16 protein-coding genes are annotated in these 18079 nt (G+C 45.7%); 9 read left to right on the forward strand and 7 right to left on the reverse strand.

Features of this window, described 5'->3' with window-relative positions; all coding sequences use genetic code 11:
• Positions 1–144: 144 nt before the first annotated feature.
• Genes ACLWBD_RS08320 through ACLWBD_RS08335 form a run of 4 tightly spaced genes read left to right on the forward strand, consistent with a single transcriptional unit; the run spans position 145 to position 3008 of the window.
• Positions 145–801, forward strand: a complete 657-nt coding sequence (locus ACLWBD_RS08320) for a hypothetical protein (protein ID WP_413570566.1) — start codon at positions 145–147, stop codon at positions 799–801.
• A gap of 48 nt (positions 802–849) precedes the next feature.
• Positions 850–1956, forward strand: a complete 1107-nt coding sequence (locus ACLWBD_RS08325; protein WP_063207656.1) for a TIGR04552 family protein — start codon at positions 850–852, stop codon at positions 1954–1956.
• A gap of 1 nt (position 1957) precedes the next feature.
• The gene (locus tag ACLWBD_RS08330; protein WP_063207653.1) at positions 1958–2695 is read left to right on the forward strand and encodes a lysophospholipid acyltransferase family protein; all 738 of its coding nucleotides are present in this window, start codon (positions 1958–1960) and stop codon (positions 2693–2695) included.
• A 19-nt stretch (positions 2696–2714) separates the two neighbouring features.
• A complete protein-coding gene (locus ACLWBD_RS08335) occupies positions 2715–3008 on the forward strand; it encodes a DUF962 domain-containing protein (RefSeq protein ID WP_063207649.1) in 294 nt (97 codons plus the stop codon).
• Position 3009: 1 nt separating this feature from the next.
• Here ACLWBD_RS08335 and ACLWBD_RS08340 read toward each other — a convergent pair whose 3' ends face one another.
• Positions 3010–4383: a hypothetical protein gene (locus ACLWBD_RS08340; protein ID WP_413570567.1), complete on the reverse strand. Its 1374-nt coding sequence runs from the start codon at positions 4381–4383 to the stop codon at positions 3010–3012.
• A 117-nt stretch (positions 4384–4500) separates the two neighbouring features.
• Between ACLWBD_RS08340 and ACLWBD_RS08345 the strand changes: the two genes are divergently transcribed.
• The 3 genes from ACLWBD_RS08345 to icmF are packed head-to-tail and all read left to right on the forward strand — an operon-like array spanning position 4501 to position 9419.
• Positions 4501–5361, forward strand: a complete 861-nt coding sequence (locus ACLWBD_RS08345) for a 3-hydroxybutyryl-CoA dehydrogenase (RefSeq protein ID WP_413570569.1) — start codon at positions 4501–4503, stop codon at positions 5359–5361.
• Between the two features lie 9 nt (positions 5362–5370).
• Positions 5371–6171, forward strand: coding sequence for an enoyl-CoA hydratase/isomerase family protein (locus ACLWBD_RS08350; RefSeq protein WP_063207642.1), 801 nt, complete (start codon positions 5371–5373; stop codon positions 6169–6171).
• 5 nt (positions 6172–6176) lie between these two features.
• Positions 6177–9419: a fused isobutyryl-CoA mutase/GTPase IcmF gene (gene icmF, locus ACLWBD_RS08355; RefSeq protein ID WP_063207640.1), complete on the forward strand. Its 3243-nt coding sequence runs from the start codon at positions 6177–6179 to the stop codon at positions 9417–9419.
• Positions 9420–9534: 115 nt separating this feature from the next.
• Here the strand turns inward: icmF and ACLWBD_RS08360 are convergent, their stop codons facing one another.
• The 3 genes from ACLWBD_RS08360 to ACLWBD_RS08370 all read right to left on the reverse strand — a co-directional run bounded on the left by ACLWBD_RS08360 (position 9535) and on the right by ACLWBD_RS08370 (position 14015).
• Positions 9535–9786 carry a GlsB/YeaQ/YmgE family stress response membrane protein gene (locus ACLWBD_RS08360; protein ID WP_413570571.1) on the reverse strand — a complete coding sequence of 84 codons (252 nt, stop codon included), beginning with the start codon at positions 9784–9786 and terminating at the stop codon, positions 9535–9537.
• Between the two features lie 920 nt (positions 9787–10706).
• Positions 10707–12392 carry a hypothetical protein gene (locus ACLWBD_RS08365; RefSeq protein ID WP_413570573.1) on the reverse strand — a complete coding sequence of 562 codons (1686 nt, stop codon included), beginning with the start codon at positions 12390–12392 and terminating at the stop codon, positions 10707–10709.
• A gap of 78 nt (positions 12393–12470) precedes the next feature.
• Complete coding sequence (locus ACLWBD_RS08370; RefSeq protein ID WP_413570575.1) at positions 12471–14015, reverse strand: NAD(P)/FAD-dependent oxidoreductase; 1545 nt, start codon at positions 14013–14015, stop codon at positions 12471–12473.
• A 105-nt stretch (positions 14016–14120) separates the two neighbouring features.
• On the opposite strand from ACLWBD_RS08370, the gene asd reads away from it, so the two are divergent.
• Positions 14121–14948 carry an archaetidylserine decarboxylase gene (asd, locus tag ACLWBD_RS08375; protein ID WP_063207628.1) on the forward strand — a complete coding sequence of 276 codons (828 nt, stop codon included), beginning with the start codon at positions 14121–14123 and terminating at the stop codon, positions 14946–14948.
• Here asd and ACLWBD_RS08380 read toward each other — a convergent pair.
• Together ACLWBD_RS08380 and ACLWBD_RS08385 are read right to left on the reverse strand one after the other, a co-directional pair.
• Complete coding sequence (locus ACLWBD_RS08380; protein ID WP_413570577.1) at positions 14945–15898, reverse strand: hypothetical protein; 954 nt, start codon at positions 15896–15898, stop codon at positions 14945–14947. The genes asd and ACLWBD_RS08380 overlap by 4 nt on opposite strands.
• 145 nt (positions 15899–16043) lie before the next feature.
• On the reverse strand, positions 16044–16412 hold the full coding sequence (locus ACLWBD_RS08385) for a 6-pyruvoyl trahydropterin synthase family protein (protein ID WP_253696784.1): 369 nt from the start codon (positions 16410–16412) through the stop codon (positions 16044–16046).
• Positions 16413–16432: 20 nt separating this feature from the next.
• On the opposite strand from ACLWBD_RS08385, the gene ACLWBD_RS08390 reads away from it, so the two are divergent.
• Positions 16433–16927 carry a 6-pyruvoyl trahydropterin synthase family protein gene (locus ACLWBD_RS08390; protein ID WP_413570579.1) on the forward strand — a complete coding sequence of 165 codons (495 nt, stop codon included), beginning with the start codon at positions 16433–16435 and terminating at the stop codon, positions 16925–16927.
• Here the strand turns inward: ACLWBD_RS08390 and ACLWBD_RS08395 are convergent.
• Positions 16917–17972, reverse strand: coding sequence for a hypothetical protein (locus tag ACLWBD_RS08395; RefSeq protein ID WP_413570581.1), 1056 nt, complete (start codon positions 17970–17972; stop codon positions 16917–16919). The genes ACLWBD_RS08390 and ACLWBD_RS08395 overlap by 11 nt on opposite strands.
• Positions 17973–18079 lie beyond the last annotated feature (107 nt).

Consider the following 18079-nt stretch of genomic DNA (forward strand, 5'->3'; position numbering starts at 1 on the left):
TGTTCAAATATTAAACACCCGAGCACTTAAAACGTCCCTCCTTGGAGGGATGTTTCAGGGTGAGACGGGTTTTCGCTCTCAAATCCAATATATTGCATTTTTGATGGTCCGCCTCTTGCCTCTATGATTGGCATGGAGGCTTTTATGAAAACATCTTTCTTTAACAAATCAGTGATGGGAATCTTGGTCCTTGTGGCTTTGTCCTTATCAGCTTGTGCGAAGAAGGAATCCAGCGCGACACGCGTTGCGGGCCGCTCAAACACACCGGCGGTCACTCAGCCCAATGCGGTGAATAGCTGCGGGAATGCCTCCATGAATGTGGGTAAGATCTATGATTACTACAATTCAGGAAGTTTTGAATCCCAAGTAAAGAGTTTTATCTCTGCTACCTTGGATCCACAAACACTGGGCACTATCAGCGGTAATATCAATGATAAGACTGGTATTGATTTCTTCGGTTCATTTAAATTTGATTCTTCCGGAAATTTAGTGGCGGGTTCTTCAACTGTTCTTATCAAGATCTTTGATTCCTACGCGGGTCAGTCTTATAACGGCCAGGTGATCCAGCCTTACCAAGTTGAGTTTTCTGCGGCGGCTTCAGGAACCATTAATCGCAATACGCGTCAATTCACAGTGAAGTTTAGCGACTCTTACGGTGATATCGTGTTCCAAGGTCAATACGACGGCACTCTTGCTCAAGGGAATGTGACATATCAAAATCGTACGGCGGTAAACGGCTATTCTCCTGCTTCGGGTACTCTTGGTCAGTTCAAAGCCTACACGTGTGCTTTGATCCAATAATAAGCGCTGCGTCTTGCTTCACCCCCTATCGAGTTTGAAGATAGGGGAATGCCTCAACGTTTCATCTTTGATTCTTCCATTCTGAACTCGGTTGTCGGTGGTCATTCTGCCATCGAAATTCCTAGGCTCAATATTCATTCTCTCGAGGCCGCGACGTCTTTCCTTTTAAGTTATGGATTCGATTTCACCAAAGAAAACGACTTAGAAAAACTTTGGTACTACCACCGTCGTGCCCTGGTTCTGATGTTAGAAAAGCTGGGCTTTGAAGATAAAGAACTTCCTGAAATTTTTAGAGACCGCCGCCAGCTTGGGGACATCCGCCAGTTATTAATTTACGCAAGTTCCCAGGATCCCGAACAAGTTCAACTGCAACGCTGGGCCTGTGCGATTCTTCGCTGCATGCATGTTTTTGTTCATGCAGAAAATGATCTCTTCAGTTCTTTTTCTGAAGAAATCCAATCGCAAATTCTTTCGCCGTTTCAAGAGTGCATCCGTTATGACGGCACGACTCACCGGACTTTTTTGCAAAGTTCTACGGCTGGTGAGCACATCTTAGATCCTATTGAACTTCTAGGTTTTGAAGTAAAACCATTTAAAACTTCTTCCAGCACGGTGATTAAACTTTTGGCCAAACCCGATGCTTTGGCGATGAAGATCTTTGATAAGCTGGGTGTACGTTTTATCACGCGCAATCTTTTTGATACTTTCCAAGTCGTGCGTTTTTTGGTGAAAGAAAATGTGATCAGTTTTCCGCACATCATGCCGGATCAAAGCTCTAACAATCTTTATCCGGTGAATGTATTCATGGAAGTGTGTGACGATCTTTCTCACCGGTTGGACACTTTGGATGAGCAAAGTATTCAAGCTGCTTTTGATCAAAAACTCTCCGAGATGGGTGATAACGTTCAGTATCTGCGAAAAGAAAATTTCTTTTCCGGTGCGGATTATAAGTTTATTAAATTCATTTCTCGTAAATTGATTCATATTAAACCCCAAGGGAGCCAAGAAGCTTTTAGTTTCTTTTATCCTTTTGAAGTGCAGATCATGGATCAATCGGCTCACGAAAGAATTTTATCAGGCCCCTCAGAGCATCAAGCGTACAAAGAAAGACAGAGAACAGCGGCGCGCAAACGTTTGTTTCCTGAGATGAGTTAATATGTTTTGGAAATTACTTTCATACCCTCGCTCCATTTTAGCACTTGTTTATTTTCCGATTCACACAATGTTGTGTTCGATCGCTCTTATCATTGTGAATCTGACAATGAAGAACCGCCCGCTCGAGGATCGCATTGTTGAAATTTGGACCCGCGGTGCTTGCCGCATGTTCGGCGTTGAAGTCATCGTGAAAGGCCTTGAGAATCAACCTCCTGGCGGATTTATTTACGTTTTCAACCACACAAGCTTCTTTGATATTTTCGCGATGAATGGATACTTGGGAAGTTTCCGTTTCGGTGCCAAGATCGAGCTTTTCCGCATTCCTGTTTTTGGCCCGGCTATGCGTCGAGCCGGAATTTTGCCGATTGCGCGCGACCGTCGCGAAGAGGTTTTTAAGGTTTATAAAGAGGCTGAAACTCGTATCAAAGCGGGTGAGCGTTTTGCTCTGGCGCCCGAAGGAACAAGGCAAGTGACGGAAAGGCTCGGGTCTTTCAAGTCAGGTCCTTTTATCTTTGCCATTAATGCGAAATCTCCGATTGTACCGGTTGTGGTCAAAGGGGCGGCGGCGATTCTTCCTAAAGGCCATATTGTTCCGAACTGGGGCGTGTGGAAGCGCACAGTGACGTTGTATGTGTTGCCACCGGTGGATGCCACTCAGTATGCTTTAGAGTCGCGACCCCAGTTGCAAGAAAAGGTTCGTCACATGATGCAGCCTTATTTCCCTGAGGCTCAAGTATAGTTTTTTCAGCGAGGTTTTTATGAAAAGCTTCGAAGAATTTTGGCCTTTTTATTTGCGCGAACATTCAGATCCGCGCAATCGTCGTCTGCATTTCGTCGGGACTTTTTTAGTTCATGCCGTGTTCATTTATGCCTTCATCACGAAGACTTGGACCGTTCTGTGGCTTTTACCGTTGATTGGTTATGGTTTTGCTTGGGTCGGGCACTTTATTGTTGAAAAGAATCGCCCAGCGACATTCACGCATCCTCTGTGGTCCTTGCGCGGGGATTTCAAAATGTTTTATCTGATGTGCGCGGGAAAGCTCTGGAAGTAGGCTAGTTTTTAATCACATCCCAATGAAGATTTCCAATAGAGCTGCGAAGTTTTACTTTGCTGCTTCCTGTGTCGACATAGATTTGAACTTTGGAGTTGGGTAAAGGTTCAATTTGTGTCAGGCGCAAGATTTTAGGATTGCGGTGATAAGCCGCTTCAATAGCTTCGGCGATGTTGTCCCAGCGAATGAAAGGCTCAAAACTTTTTCCTTGATTCGTGCTTTTGAAAGATCCCACAAACCAAGTGCCATCCGGGTGAATGCTGACCGGGTAAGTCTGTTTTCCAAACTGAGGAATCAGGGTCCATGTCAGACCATCTTCAGTGCGAAAAACACCTTCGGAAGACACCAAACCGCGCACGGAATTTTTATTTTCAAAGGCTATGGAATAGATTTCTCTTTTCATCAAAACGTCCGTGGAAACTGTTGTCTCTGAGGGCGTTCCTTTTTCTTCGACCAAAAGATTTTTTCTTTTCCACCAGACTTCGCCATGACCATCGAGCTTGCTGACGCCCCAGACATGAGCTTCCGGTTTAAGAATCTCTACGCGCGCACGAAGGGGAGGACCGTAAGACGAAGACTCCGGACGGATGACAACTCCGCGATGGCTGTTTGTCACGTACCCTAAGATTTCTTTCAACGGAACCGTTTCGCCTTTTTGGGTGATGAGCACATCGTTATTGCGATACAGGGCGGCCATCCAGTTTTTCTTGGGGTGATAAGCGAGATTTGCGTAATCCGCACGAGACACAAAATGAGTCACGTCTACGTATCCAATGTTTTCAGCATATTGAATTTTTAAGAAGTTCTTCGTGATCTCTAAGGGGATAATTCTTTGCAGGCGGGGAAGAGTCGTTATTACACGTCCGTTTGAGCTAGGCTCTTTGCGCACATAGGTGTCCATGATGTTCACGTAAACCCCTACGTCGTCGTGGCGGGCTTGCAAAAGGTGCAAAGGCAAATAGCCTTGTGTGCTGCTTGCTCTTTCTTTCACGCGAGCCCAGTAATCATCTGTCGCCAAGATCTCTAAAGCCGCCTTGGCCGGAAGAGTTTTCACAGTCGGAGCATCGCTGCGATCGACACTCAGAAGAACCGCCGTTGTCTCGGTGTCGGCATAACGAGACACGTGAATGTCGCGCAAAATTTGCGATGCTTGCATCACGTATTCTTTTTTGTCCCAGGAGGTGCGGTAAGCGATCTCGGTTTCTGTTCGTAAAAGCTTATTATCCAGAGTATTTCGACTCACCTGGCCAGAGGGAAACAGGCTGTTTTTGCTGCGATAAAAAGAGACAGCGGCGCTAGCATCTGTCGCCAGAGCGGCCCACGAATTCGAGGAAAGAAAGAGAAACGCCAATGTCTTTGATACTACGGACCGCATCTCTCTATTTTGAGGCTTTAGGCTCTGCGCTCAAGACCAGAACTTTTGACCTCCAGACTAAAGTGAAGTACTGGTAAACAGTTCGATTTTCAACAGTATTTTAACGCGGAGTGGTAAATGAATATCAAATCGATCGGCGTCGTCGGCGCTGGGCAAATGGGTAACGGCATCGCACAAGTAGCGGCGAACTTTGGCTTCAACGTCATCATGATGGACGTCAACGGCGCTGCTTTGGAAAAAGGGATCGCAACGATCGCTGGTTCTTGTGACCGCATTATCAAAAAAGGCGGCATGAGCGAAGCGGACAAAACGACATTGTTGGGTCGTATTAAAACTGCTCAAGAGGTTTCTGCTCTTAAAGACTGCGACATCGTGATCGAAGCTGCCACAGAAAACATCGATTTGAAATTGAAAATCTTTAAAGACCTAGACGCAGCCGTGAAGCCAGAGGCTTTGCTTGTTTCTAATACCTCTTCAATCTCTATTACAAAGATCGCGGCAGTGACGAAGCGTCCAACTCAAGTCGCAGGCATGCACTTTATGAATCCGGTTCCTTTGATGAAACTTGTTGAAGGTATTCGTGGTCTGCAAACTTCTGATGAGACTTTCGCGACAGTAAAAGCTTTGGCAGAAAAAATGGATAAGGTTTTTGTTGAGTCTGTGAAAGACATGCCAGGCTTTATCGTGAACCGCATCTTGATGCCGATGATTAACGAAGCGGTTTACACTCTTCATGAAGGCATTGCTTCTGTTGAGTCTATCGATTCCGCGATGAAATTGGGAACAAACCAACCGATGGGTCCTTTGACTTTGGCAGACTTTATCGGTCTTGATACGTGCCTTGCGATCATGAACGTGCTTCATGATGGTTTGGGAGATTCTAAATACCGTCCATGTCCATTGCTCGTGAAGTATGTTGAAGCAGGATGGTTGGGACGTAAAACAGGTCGTGGTTTCTACGACTATTCAGCGAAATAGGTTTTAAAAATGGGCAGTTTTACTTACAAGACAATTTTAGTTGAACAAAAACCAAACGGCGTTTGGGTGATGACGGTGAACCGTCCTGAAGCTCTTAACGCATTGAACTCTATGGTGCTAAACGAGATGGGCGAAGCTCTTCGTCAAATCGGTGAAATGCACTACGAAGATGCGCGCGCTCTTATTATCACAGGCAGTGGCGAAAAGGCTTTCGTGGCTGGCGCGGATATCAAAGAAATCCACGAACTCGACGAAGAAAAAGCTTTAAGCTTTGCTCAACGTGGTCAAAGTATTTTCCACGAGCTGACTCTTCTAAAAATTCCAGTCATCGCGGCGGTGAACGGATTTGCTTTGGGCGGCGGCTGTGAGTTGGCTTTGGGTTGTGATTTTATCTATGCATCTGAAAATGCAAAGTTCGGTCTTCCCGAAGTGAGCCTGGGATTGATCCCAGGATTTGGCGGGACGGTTCGTATGGCTCGCGCTATCGGTCAACGTCGCGCGCGTGAACTGACTTATACGGGTGGCATGATCACTGCGGCAGAAGCGCACACAATGGGTCTTGTGAATAAAGTCGTTCCGCAAGCAGAGCTTATGAACACTGTGATGAAAACAGTTGAAGCTATTTTAGCAAAAGCTCCGATTGCTGTAGGCTCAGCGAAAAAATCTATCAACCAAGCGTGGGATATGGATGTGGAAGAGGCGCAAAGAAATGAAGCGAAGATCTTTGCAGATCTTTTCGACTCTGAAGACGTGAAAGAGGGCACTTCCGCTTTCATCGAAAAACGTAAGGCGAACTTTAAAGGTCAATAGTCCAAATGGCATATACACTTAAGAATCCTATTCGTATCGTAACGGCCGCCGCACTTTTCGACGGCCATGACGCCAGCATCAATATCATGCGCCGTATTCTTCAAGATATGGGCGCCGAGGTCATTCACTTGGGTCACAACCGCTCGGTCAGTGATGTGGTGAAAGCCGTTTTGCAAGAAGGTGCTCAAGGGGTCTGCATCAGCTCTTACCAGGGCGGTCACATGGAGTACTTCAAGTACATGAAGGATCTTCTAGACGAAGCGGGCGCGGGTTACGTGCGTATTTATGGCGGTGGCGGCGGAGTGATCGTTCACGAAGAAAAACGTGAACTGGAAGCATACGGGATCGCACAAATCTTTCACCCGGAAGATGGTCGTAAATTGGGTCTTGAGGGAATGATTGAACAAGTCATTCGTGGCTGTGACTTTGATGTCTTAGAAAAACAAAAAGAATTTAAAACGAAAAAGAATATCTTTGCGGGCGACACCATTCCTTCCGTGGAATTGGGCGTGGCTTTAACGGCGATTGAAAACGGTCACAAAGATTATTCGTTAGAAAATTTTGGCTTGCAGAATTTCAAAGCAAAAAATGGCGAGCCTTTGGTTTTAGGTATCACCGGCACCGGTGGCGCAGGTAAGTCTTCTTTGATCGACGAACTTGTGCAAAGATTCTTGAATGCCTATCCCAATAAAAAAATCGGTGTGGTCTGCGTAGACCCTTCGAAACGTAAAACGGGTGGCTCACTCTTGGGCGACCGTATTCGTATGAACTCTTTGTCTCGCAATCACGTGTTCATGCGTTCCGTCGCTTCACGTGGTTCAGGCCGAGAGATCGCGTCTTCTTTGCCTGAAATTTTGAAATTCATCCGTCAGTTGGATTTTGATTTCGTTATCGCGGAAACTTCGGGGATCGGTCAGGGAAATATGGCGATCACGGAAGTCAGTGATATGTCCATGTACGTGATGACCTCGGATTTCGGTGCGCAGTCGCAGCTTGAAAAGATCGATATGATCGATTTTGCGGACTTGATTGCCGTAAATAAGGCCGACCGTCGCGGAGCTTTAGATGCTCTTCGTGATGTAACGAAACAATACAAACGCTCTCGCAAGATCTTTGATGAAAAAGTGCAAGTTCCTGTGTTCTTGACTCAGGCTTCACAATTCAACGACGGCGGCGTGAATAAATTATTCTTCCAACTTGCTGATCTTTTAGAGTCTCGTCAGGGAGCTAAATGGCAGGTGGATCCTAAATTCAAAGCCAATATTCTTTCAGCGGAAGAACACGTGATCATTCCAGCCGATCGCCAAAACTATTTGGCTGAGATCGTTGGAACGGTTCACAAGTATAAAAAACGCACGGAAACATTGGCAGAAAAAGCGTCTCAATTGGGTGGCCTTAAGAAAGTGGCTCCTCTTTTGGGAACAAGTCCTGAAACTGTTAAAAAGGTCGAAGCGGAACTTTCTTCAGACTTCACTCAAGAAGAGATCGACCAGCTTCAAGGTTACGAAAAGCTGATTGAAACTTATTCTGGTGATGAGTTGGTGTTCAAAGTTCGTGACAAAGAAATCCGCCAACCTTTGGTACGCGAGTCTTTGTCTGGAACAAAAATCCGTCGCGTGGTTGTCCCTAAGTTTAAAGACTGGGGCGATCGCTTCAGATATTTAAAACTTGAAAACGTTCCGGGTGAATTCCCTTACACGGCAGGTGTGTTCCAGTTAAAGCGCGCGGATGAAGATCCAAAGCGTATGTTTGCGGGCGAAGGAACTCCGGAAAGAACAAACCGTCGATTCCATTATCTCACTAAGGGTGAAACGGCTCATCGTCTTTCGACGGCTTTTGACTCTGTCACATTGTATGGACAAGACCCTGATCAACGCCCGGATATCTTCGGTAAGGTGGGTGAGTCGGGCGTTAGTATCTGTACGTTGGCGGATATGAAAAAGCTTTACGCAGGCTTTGATCTTATCAATCCAAATACCTCTGTCAGTATGACGATCAACGGTCCGGCACCGATGATTCTGGCTTTCTATTTCAACACAGCGATTGATCAACAGGTTGAAAAGAAAGAAAGCGAGCTAGGTCGCAAGCTGACTCCCGAAGAGTGGAGTGATGTGGCAAACTGGACTTTGCAGCAAGTGCGCGGCACGGTTCAAGCCGATATCTTAAAGGAAGACCAGGGGCAGAATACTTGCATCTTCTCTATCAACTTCGCTCTGAAGATGATGGGAGATATTCAAGAGTATTTTGTGAATAGCAAAGTCAGAAATTTCTATTCAGTCAGTATTTCGGGTTACCACATTGCCGAGGCTGGTGCGAATCCGATTTCCCAACTGGCGTTCACACTTTCGAATGGTTTCACATTCGTTGAGTACTATTTGGCTCGTGGATTGAAAGTAGACGATTTTGCTCCGAACTTAAGTTTCTTCTTCAGTAACGGTCTAGATCCTGAATACTCTGTATTGGGACGTGTGGCCCGCCGTATTTGGGCGGTGGCGATGCGTGACCTTTACAAAGGAAACGATCGTTCGCAAAAATTGAAGTACCACATTCAAACGTCCGGTCGTTCTTTGCACGCGCAAGAAATCGACTTCAACGACATTCGTACGACATTGCAGGCGTTGATTGCTCTTTACGACAACTGTAACAGCTTGCACACGAATGCGTATGACGAAGCTATTACGACGCCAACAGAAGAATCTGTTCGTCGTGCAATGGCGATTCAGCTGATCATCAACCGTGAGTTCGGTATGACGAAGAACGAAAACCCAATGCAGGGTTCGTACTTCATCGAAGAATTGACAGATCTAGTTGAAGAAGCCGTCTTAAACGAATTTAAAAAGATCAACGAACGCGGCGGCGTTTTGGGCGCAATGGAAACTCAATACCAACGTTCCAAAATCCAGGAAGAGTCGTTGTACTATGAAAGACTTAAACACGACGGCACTTTGCCAATCATTGGTGTAAATACATTCATTGATCCAAAAACGATGGCGGCGGATTACGTGCCACCGAAGATCGAACTCGCTCGTGCTTCTTACGAAGAGAAAAACGCGCAGTTAAGCAATGTGCAGAAATACCAAAAGGACCATCAAACCGAAGGCGAACGTCAGTTGCAGAATTTGAAAGACACAGTTCTGAACGGCGGAAACATCTTCACAGCGTTGATGACAGCAGCAAGACACTGCAGCTTGTACCAAATGACTCAAGCTCTGTACGAAGTGGGCGGTCAATACAGAAGAAATCTGTAAGGGATTACGAATTCATTTTAGTTGAAAAAGGCACCTCAAAAGGGTGCCTTTTTTTGTGAATGAGGCGCTCAGGAAAAAGTCTCCAATTTCTCTAAGCTTGCCGTAACATAAGACTTTAACTTCGTCTTTTCATCAAAAGCCGCGCTATCAACAGAACAATCATCGCACCGACAACGGAAGCAAGAAATCCCGCTTCTTCGCCAACCTCATACCAACCCAGCGCGCTTCCAATATAGGTCCCAACTACGGCACCAATGATCCCCAGAATAGTCGTTAAGATGAATCCCATCTTATCCTTACCAGGCATCAAAAACCGCGCAATCAAACCCACAATAAATCCGATAACTATAGTGCCAATAATACCCATATCAAAAGCTCCTTATTAAATGGCCTGCACAAACTTCATTCTCAAAAACAAAACGAAGCGAAGCACTAAAGATCAAAGCCAAATGTAAAAATGCAATAGAAGGACAAGTTAATAAAACAGAATCTGTTTTCAAAAAAAGGCCACAAAAAACTGAATCGAGAGTAGTTAATTTGCTACGAAGTTATTAAGCCTATTCTTCAAAAGAAATCATCCCGTAGTTCAAAACTTCCTAGAGGATTTCACCACAGACTTACTTCCACCGTGGAAGTAAGAAGAACACCACGTCGAAAAGCTAAAAGCTAACTCCGAAATTTCACTGCCACAGTGGCAGTGAGCACTTGTGTTAAGACAACAAGCTGAGTAGGGAGTCCGCTCTTTCATAAAAGAAGTAAAAAAACATTGAAGGTATCGAAAGCGAAAGCCCAGAATTCTACCGCCACGGTGGCGGTAAGCGTATGCGTCAGGAAGGTAGGCAATCAAGGATGATCGTAGGGTACCTCCTGTGAAAGGAAGGGTACTTATGTTTAATGGCTTAAATTATGAATTAAAAAGAACGAGCGACGATTAAAGCTCAAAAAACTAAGCTTAAAGATGCAACGATCTAAAGAGGTAAAGATCTAAAGAATTAAATATCTAAAGATTAAAGCTCCAATACCAAGACAAGAAATCAAGATAAGTAGATTAATAGCCAAGAAAAAACCAAAAAACAGCCAACTAAAAAAACCAAACAATTAATCAAACAATCAACTAACCAATCTAACAAACAAAACCATTAGCGGCAGCCAGCCAAAGACTTTGAAATCCCTCCCTCCAACCCAAACCCTCGCTCGAAGCACAACGAGAGAGGGGAAGAAAAAAAACGGCCCTGCCTTGGGGAGCAGAGCCGAAACCAACAAACCCAGGAGGTCGCCGATTTTTAATTAAAATGTTTTATTCACAATAAACTGCACGCGGTTCTTCAAGTACTGCGCACTTTCACGACGAACCACAAGGTCCATGTAAAGTTTCGTACTAGAAGACGGATTTAATCCAATCTCTTTCAATGCAATACCCAGGCTGCCATCGGCACGTTGAATCGCATCGCGCGCGAAGTTCTTTTCGCCCAGCCATTCAATCTTGCCGCTAGAAAGTTTTTTCCAAACTACAAGTTTGTAAGTCGATTGAACTTCTTCGATATGAGGAGTGTTATCGCGAATTGCAACCACGCGATCTGCTCCAGCGCTTTCAATTCCAACGATAGCCACTTGTTTTGAATCGCTCAAAAGACTGATTTCTTCTTCGGCAAGGCCTTTCTTTTCGTACTCCGCGTTTTGTTCAAATTGGATCAATCCGCCAGCGACGTTTTGCCCTTTGCGTTCGACACGCAAAGTGATCGCGTACTTACCTTCACGAGCGAGACCCGGAGTTGCGATCTCAACAATTTTTGCCGCCGAATTTTCTAAACGATTTTCAAAAACCAAAGACTGGCTTTGTGAATCACGTACTTCAATCGCGTAAGTCGAAGTCAAACGTGAACCGGCCACCGTTTCTTGGAAAGAGATCTTGCCTTGGCCTTTAGTAAACGCAAGTTTCAATCCTTTGACTGAAGTCGTACCCGCATTTTCAACAGACCATTTAGGCGCAACCGCAAGAACGAATACTTTTTCGCGTCCATCCTGACGAGTTTCTGCCACGGTGTAAGTAAAGATATCTGATTTCACAGTGACGGTAACAATCGGAGCGGCCTCTGTTCCTGTAAGAACAAACTTTACAGATTCAGTTTCATTCGCCAAAAGTTCAGATCCAGCAGGGAAGATCACCGAAGCCGGTTGCGTGAACTGATGATCAAAGACATCTCTATAGCGAGTCACGCAGCAACGTGTTTCTTCACGGTATTTCGTCACTGTACGAGTGCGCTCTTCTTGACGATATTTAGTCACCTTGCGTGTGCGAAGTTCCTTGCGGTACTTAGTCACTGTGCGGGTGCGCTGTTCTTGACGATAACGAGTTTCTTCGCGGTAACGTGTGACCGGGCGAGTTTTGCGAACACGCTCATATCCACATTCACGATCTGAATAGGGGACTTGGCGGCATTGACGTAAGTCACGGCATTCGCGAGGACCGTCTTCACACACTTTGCGAGTTTTACAAATGCGTTGGCCGTGGGCATTCGTACCGCATTCTTCAACCTGACGACACACATTGCGACCTGGTTCGCAGACGCGCTCGCTAGAACACTCTTCACGGTATTTTGTTACGTTTCGACAAACATAATCGTTGTCGTAATATTCTTCATAGTCCGTGTAGGCGACACGTTCTGTGTAAGGAACGTTTTCCCAGTAAGTTTCTTGCTCATAATAAGGAACATCTTCGTAATAGGTTTCAGTGGTTTCATAGGGAATGTCGACGTAGTAGGTTTCTTCAGCTTGATAAGGAACTTGCTCAGTGTAAGTGTCCTGGTAAGGCTCTGAGCGGGTGACATTTAAAGAGAGCTCTGAGCGAACAGTTTGTCCGCTCGTCGCGGTTCTAGTGACAACATCTTGTTTTTTCTCCTGGGGAGTTGTCGCAAACGAGTGCGCACCCAAGAAAAGAGTCAGAATGACTCCGATAAGTGGTTTTGTAGACATGTTTTCTCCTCCAAAAGATACATCGGGGAGAAATTGCAAGGTCTAGGCCAAAAATTGTCGGTGGGAAAATGAGACCACCTAAAGTTGTTCGATGATCTTTTCTGCGATGCGTATACCATCACATGCGGCCGAAGTGATTCCGCCCGCGTAACCCGCACCTTCTCCGGCAGGATACAAACCTTTGTGCGAAATGCTTTCTAAGCTGTCGTTATCGCGGGTCACACGAACCGGGCAACTCGTACGCGATTCAATGCCGTACACTTGCGCATCTTCAGTTAAGAACCCTTTCATGCTGCCTTGGAATTTTTCAAAACCTTCGCGCAAACGATCACGCATGTTTTTAGGAAGTAGCTCGTCCAGACGAATATTGATAGCACCTGAAGGAGAAGAACCCGCACGCAAAGCACGAGGCCCTGTTTTAGAATTTGTTCCATACAAGAAGTCTAAAAGATTCTGCGCTGGCAACTCGCGACTGCCCCCAGCATCTAGCACTGATTGATACGCGCGTGTCTCTAAATCGCGGCGCATCTTCATGCCGCCAAAGACGTCTTTGCCGAAATTCTTTTCATGATCAATACTGACGACGATCGCCGCGTTCGCAAACGGCGAGTTGCGATTGTAGTTACTCATCCCGTTGCAAACGATACCGTCGGCTTCCGTTCCTGAAGAAAGCACATAGCCACCCGGACACATGCAGAAAGAATAAACACCGATCCCTGTTTTATCATTGTGGTGAGCCAGTTTATAATTTGCCGCTCCTAATTTAGGATGCTCTGAAAACTGACGATACTGGATCTTGTTAATAGAAGCTTGAGAATGCTCCACGCGAAGGCCCATCGCAAAAGACTTTCCGTCCAAGTGCACACCAATATCACGCAAGTGATTGATCATGTCTTCGGCCGAGTGACCGGTCGCTAAAACAACGTGCGGAGACTTAAATTCAGTCCCATGCTCAGTGCGCACACCCACGACTTGCGAACCCTCAAGAAGGATGTCTGTCACTTGGGTGTTGAAATGAATTTCGCAGCCATTGGCTTTTAAGAATTCACGCATTTTCGGAATCACACGACGAATGCGATCCGAACCCACGTGAGGATTTGAAAGCCATTGAATTTCTTCCGGAGCTCCAAATTTCACCAAACGATTCATCACATAAGGAATGTGCGGAGATTTAATACGCGTGATCAGTTTACCATCCGAATAAAGACCCGCGCCGCCTTCACCAAAGCACACGTTGTTGCGCGGATCGAGCTTTCCGTAACGCCAGTACTGATTAATACCCTTGATGCGCTCGCCGCTGTCAGAACCGCGCTCAAAAAGCACGCAAGGAACGCCTCTTTCGACAAAACGTAAGGCAGCAAAAAGACCTGCTGGACCTGTACCGACAATCAATGGTTTTTCTTTGGCGTGAGAGATTTTCTCTAATTCGAATTGAGGAATCTGAAGAGTTTCACCTTTTTCCGCGACCTCAATGGAATAAACAAAATGCGGGGAGTGAGAGCGTCTCGCATCAACGCTTTGGCGAAGAATACGGTAAGGACCGTGGTCGGGCATCAACCATTGCAACTTTTCATCTAAATCAGCATCAATAGGAATTTCGATATTCTGAAATATCTTAGACACGGTTCTTGGCTCCTGGGATGCCTGTTAAGCATCAAAAAGGTTTCAAGCATCCTAGCTGATAGCTCTTCAGGTGACAAATGGCTGTGAGTCAGATATAAATATTTTATGTCTGCAATTACCAGAGTTCTGCCAAAACGAGTTTTAAGCCGCTGGGTCGGTCATCTTATGCACTGGGAAGGCCCTGAGTGGCTTATGCACCTGAGTATCAGAACCTTTGCCCGTTTTTATAACATTAATTTGGAAGAGGCGGAGATGCCTTACACCTCTTACAAATCCATCGGGGACTTCTTTGTTCGCCGCTTAAAACCAAGCCTGCGCCCCGTCGGCTCGTCTTGGGCTGTTCATCCAGCAGACAGCCGTATCACGCAAGCTTATCCGATTGATGGTGGCACCCTGATTCAGGCAAAAGGTCTTTCTTATAAATTGGATGAGTTCACCCAAGATCCCGAGTGCCAGAAAAAGTGGGCCGGGGGCTTTTTCCTGACTTACTATCTTTGCCCGACGGACTACCATCGTGTGCATTCACCGGTGGATGGTGTGATCACGAACGTTCGTTACATGCCTGGTGAATTATGGCCGGTGAACGAGTGGAGTACGACAAATATTCCGAATCTTTTCTCGGTGAACGAACGCGTGCTTGTAGAGATTGAAACAGATATGGGTCCTGTCGGCGTGGTCTTCGTTGGTGCCACGAATGTTGGGCACATCGTCTTGAGTTTTGATGATAAAGTGCGTGGCAACCAAAAGGGCCCGCATATTTTCACACACAAAAACTACAGCCCAGAGATCCCGGTTCACAAAGGATCTGAATTAGGTATGTTCCGTATGGGCTCTACAGTCGTGATGTTATATCCACCGAACTTCCGTCAGAAGTTTGAAAAACATCTGGATACGGGACCTGCTGTTAAGGTCAATGCCCCTTTGATCGTCTAACGACAGACACTAAAATTACGACAGACTTGGGAAGAGCGATCTAAAACCTCTTCCTGAGTTAAAAGCCTTTCGCGATTTTTAATGTGATAGTTCACGGTTTTTTCTAAAATCCCCCGACGAAACTGAAAAAAGTAAGTCATTGGAGTTGGGTAACTGCGGGCGTCCCAGACAAGTCTTTCAAAAACATTTCCCGGATCTTGTTCCCAAGACATATAAACGGGCAATTTCGCTTTTTGTGAAAGCATTTGGGCCTGCCATTGAAACATTCTTTCCGGATCCCAGAAATCTAAAATGATGTGCTTTTCTGAGGGCTGGGCCCACAAGCGGTCTTTACCACGCATATAGCCGATAGCACCGATACGCGCACTTCTTTCTTGAGTCGAAAGAATTTCCAAGGGAACGTAAAGTCTTCTTTTCCAATACTCATCAAGTTCAGACGGGAACAGATCTAAAATCTGCAAGAAGCTCACCGCAAAGGCCGCACAGCCGGCACCTTCTCCCTGTAAGGGCAAAGATCGCAATCCACCGTAAATATTTTGTAACCCCAAGTTTTCATACAGCGAAAGATATCGTTCTGCGCGAGAGCACTGAGATTCATTCAAAAGAACTTTAAGGCTTCGAACATAACCTTGAGCTTTTAAAGTCGGAAGCCAGGTACGTATTTCTTTTTCTGTGTAGAACCGACCTTTGACGTTGATTAAAAAAGTGTCTAACGCCTTGCCCTCAATGACAAAATCCCAGGCATAAGAAAAATTAGATTTCTTGGAGGTCATGCCTCGATAGAGCGAAGTTTTCTTCCCGCATTGCAACCGCACATTGACGTGAGAGATGCTGTGGGGATAAGGCCGATCACCGATTTTAAATTTTAAATTCTTAAAGGTGCTTCTTACTAAATTACCTGGCGTCGACCAATTCAAGGGAGCAGGGGCGCGGTAAAAAATCAGCTCCACCTCATTCCCCAAAGAGGGAACTGCCAGAAGCAAAGTTATGATGGCACAAAAACTCTTTAAAGATCCCCGCATGAGCCCGAGTATTTATGAGGGCAGGCGGAGGCGCCAGTCGTTCTGTTAAAGATCAGGCGCAGGTTGCAGGCTTTTAAGCGGGATAAGAACACTCCGTGAACGGAGTCTCCAGAATAGAAACACGCGTTAACATCGGCAGGGCGGGGAGTGCGCGGTCATAAACCCATTTTGCCAAAAGTTCTGACGTCGGATTTTCCAAGCCATCAACTTCGTTTAAAACGCGGTGATCGATTTTTTCTAATAGCGGCTTCATCTTGGCTTGAATGTCATTATAGTCAATCACCCAACCAATTTTGGGATCTAGATTTCCCACTAAAGTCAGGATGATCTTAAAGCTATGCCCATGCATACGAGAACAAGGGTGCTCTTTCGGTAAGTGCGGCAAGAAACGGGCTGATTCAATTTGAAAATGCTGCTTCAGTTCGAATTTCATGTTATTCATATAAGCACTTTGAGGTGACTATGTCCACGACCACATTGCATTTGGCTAAGCAGAATTTCAAATTTTCCGCGGCTCACTTCCTGATCTTTGATGAAACCCATGCTGAGCGTCTGCATGGACATAACTATCAGGTGCGTGTGGACATTAAGACTCCGGCAGAGTCAGATCTTCATGCGGATGGTTACTTTATGGACTTTAACGTTTTTAAGAAGTTCATCAAGGCGCGCCTGGATCAATGGGACGAGATTGTTCTTTTGCCAAAGCAGCATCCGGACATGAAGTTTAAAGAAACCGCCAAAGGCTTAGAGGTTACGTTTCGTGACCGTTTTTATGTTTTTCCGCTCAGTGAGGTTTTGCTATTGCCGGTGACAAACACCAGTGTGGAACAACTTTCAAGATTGTTGGCTGAAGAATTCTATAAAGAATTTGAACAATATGGGGTCAGACAAGTGAGAGTCTACGTCGCAGAAACCCAAGGGCAGGGGGCTTCTACCGTCGTTCCCTCTAAGGCTTAAGTTTCCCGCGGCGAACTTCATCCAGAGTAAGTTCACGTACGATGCGGTAGCGCCAGAAACAGATGCGACCGCCTTCGTTTAATTTTAGCATCAGTCTTTCCTCGGTAAGATCGGGACTGCCGTCGCAGTCGATGTGGGCAAAGTCGGCAAAAGCATCGACACGGTTCACAGACCATGAGTAGGGCGCTTTGTTCTTATTGTAAAAGGCTCGATTAAAGCCACCCGATCCCAACTCGATGCCGGCCACCAAAATCTTTTCTAAGGCAGGATTTTGAATCTGCTCTCGAGCTGTTTTGATCTGAGCCTCATCTTCAAAACCCACAACAAAAGCTTCGTCGGCCTGCGCATCTTTTGTTGAAACTAAGAAGTAAGTTTTCTTCGTTGAAGGGTCTAGGGGAGCAGGTTCCAAAGTCACGGCTGGACTTGGCTTTTCCACGCCATTGGCATCAAAGAACAACAGTGAATGAACGCGCTCTAAGCCTTGCACTTCAATGCGCGCGACATTTTGTTGAAAACTCCATTTAAAGCTTTCTGTATCATAATAGCTCTGAAGTGAAATCGACTTTTCTGCGATCAAAGATCCTAGTTTGTTAAAGGCTCTCAATTGAACAGAGTTCGACTTTAAGAAAAGGTTTAACAAATGCATCTTCACGGATTTCGTGTTGGCTGGCAGGTAATGAGAAGCCGAAGGGCCTACATTCGAAGTTAAAGGAGTACTTGCACTTTCTTCGCAGGCAACACTGACTTGTAGACTCTTCGAGAAGTACTTGAAGGAGGCGGCCATCTTTGTGGGCAGAAATTCAGTTCCACGAATTTTAATCTGAGATTTTGCTTCAACATCATAGTGAAGCTCTTGGATTTCCTGATCAAAGCGCGTTTGAGTCCAGATGCGCTCTGGCTCAGCAGACTTGTTATTTACAAAGACAGTTAAGTGTTCGGGAGCACAGTAAGCCGGAAGATAGACCACTTCCGAAGCTTGTGCAGAGAGGCTCAGAGTCAGGATCGCGGCGCTCATACTCAAAGAAGTCTTAATACTAAAATCCATATAGACTTCAGATCGGTCTTGGTCTGTGAAACTTAACCTTTGGTCTTAAAAACAAGACCATGGTGGGGCTCATATTTTATACCGGTTTACGAGGAGAAATTGATGTT

It is taken from the genome of Bdellovibrio sp. HCB117 (assembly GCF_047305915.1).
GTDB classification, from domain to species: Bacteria; Bdellovibrionota; Bdellovibrionia; order Bdellovibrionales; family Bdellovibrionaceae; genus Bdellovibrio; species Bdellovibrio bacteriovorus_B.

Coding starts and splice junctions, on each gene's coding strand:
- ACLWBD_RS08320 (WP_413570566.1), top strand. CDS start 145: ATGAAAACATCTTTCTTTAACAAATCAGTGATGGGAATCTTGGTCCTT.
- ACLWBD_RS08325 (WP_063207656.1), top strand. CDS start 850: ATGCCTCAACGTTTCATCTTTGATTCTTCCATTCTGAACTCGGTTGTC.
- ACLWBD_RS08330 (WP_063207653.1), top strand. CDS start 1,958: ATGTTTTGGAAATTACTTTCATACCCTCGCTCCATTTTAGCACTTGTT.
- ACLWBD_RS08335 (WP_063207649.1), top strand. CDS start 2,715: ATGAAAAGCTTCGAAGAATTTTGGCCTTTTTATTTGCGCGAACATTCA.
- ACLWBD_RS08340 (WP_413570567.1), bottom strand. CDS start 4,383: ATGCGGTCCGTAGTATCAAAGACATTGGCGTTTCTCTTTCTTTCCTCG.
- ACLWBD_RS08345 (WP_413570569.1), top strand. CDS start 4,501: ATGAATATCAAATCGATCGGCGTCGTCGGCGCTGGGCAAATGGGTAAC.
- ACLWBD_RS08350 (WP_063207642.1), top strand. CDS start 5,371: ATGGGCAGTTTTACTTACAAGACAATTTTAGTTGAACAAAAACCAAAC.
- icmF (WP_063207640.1), top strand. CDS start 6,177: ATGGCATATACACTTAAGAATCCTATTCGTATCGTAACGGCCGCCGCA.
- ACLWBD_RS08360 (WP_413570571.1), bottom strand. CDS start 9,786: ATGGGTATTATTGGCACTATAGTTATCGGATTTATTGTGGGTTTGATT.
- ACLWBD_RS08365 (WP_413570573.1), bottom strand. CDS start 12,392: ATGTCTACAAAACCACTTATCGGAGTCATTCTGACTCTTTTCTTGGGT.
- asd (WP_063207628.1), top strand. CDS start 14,121: ATGTCTGCAATTACCAGAGTTCTGCCAAAACGAGTTTTAAGCCGCTGG.
- ACLWBD_RS08385 (WP_253696784.1), bottom strand. CDS start 16,412: ATGAATAACATGAAATTCGAACTGAAGCAGCATTTTCAAATTGAATCA.
- ACLWBD_RS08390 (WP_413570579.1), top strand. CDS start 16,433: ATGTCCACGACCACATTGCATTTGGCTAAGCAGAATTTCAAATTTTCC.
- ACLWBD_RS08395 (WP_413570581.1), bottom strand. CDS start 17,972: ATGGATTTTAGTATTAAGACTTCTTTGAGTATGAGCGCCGCGATCCTG.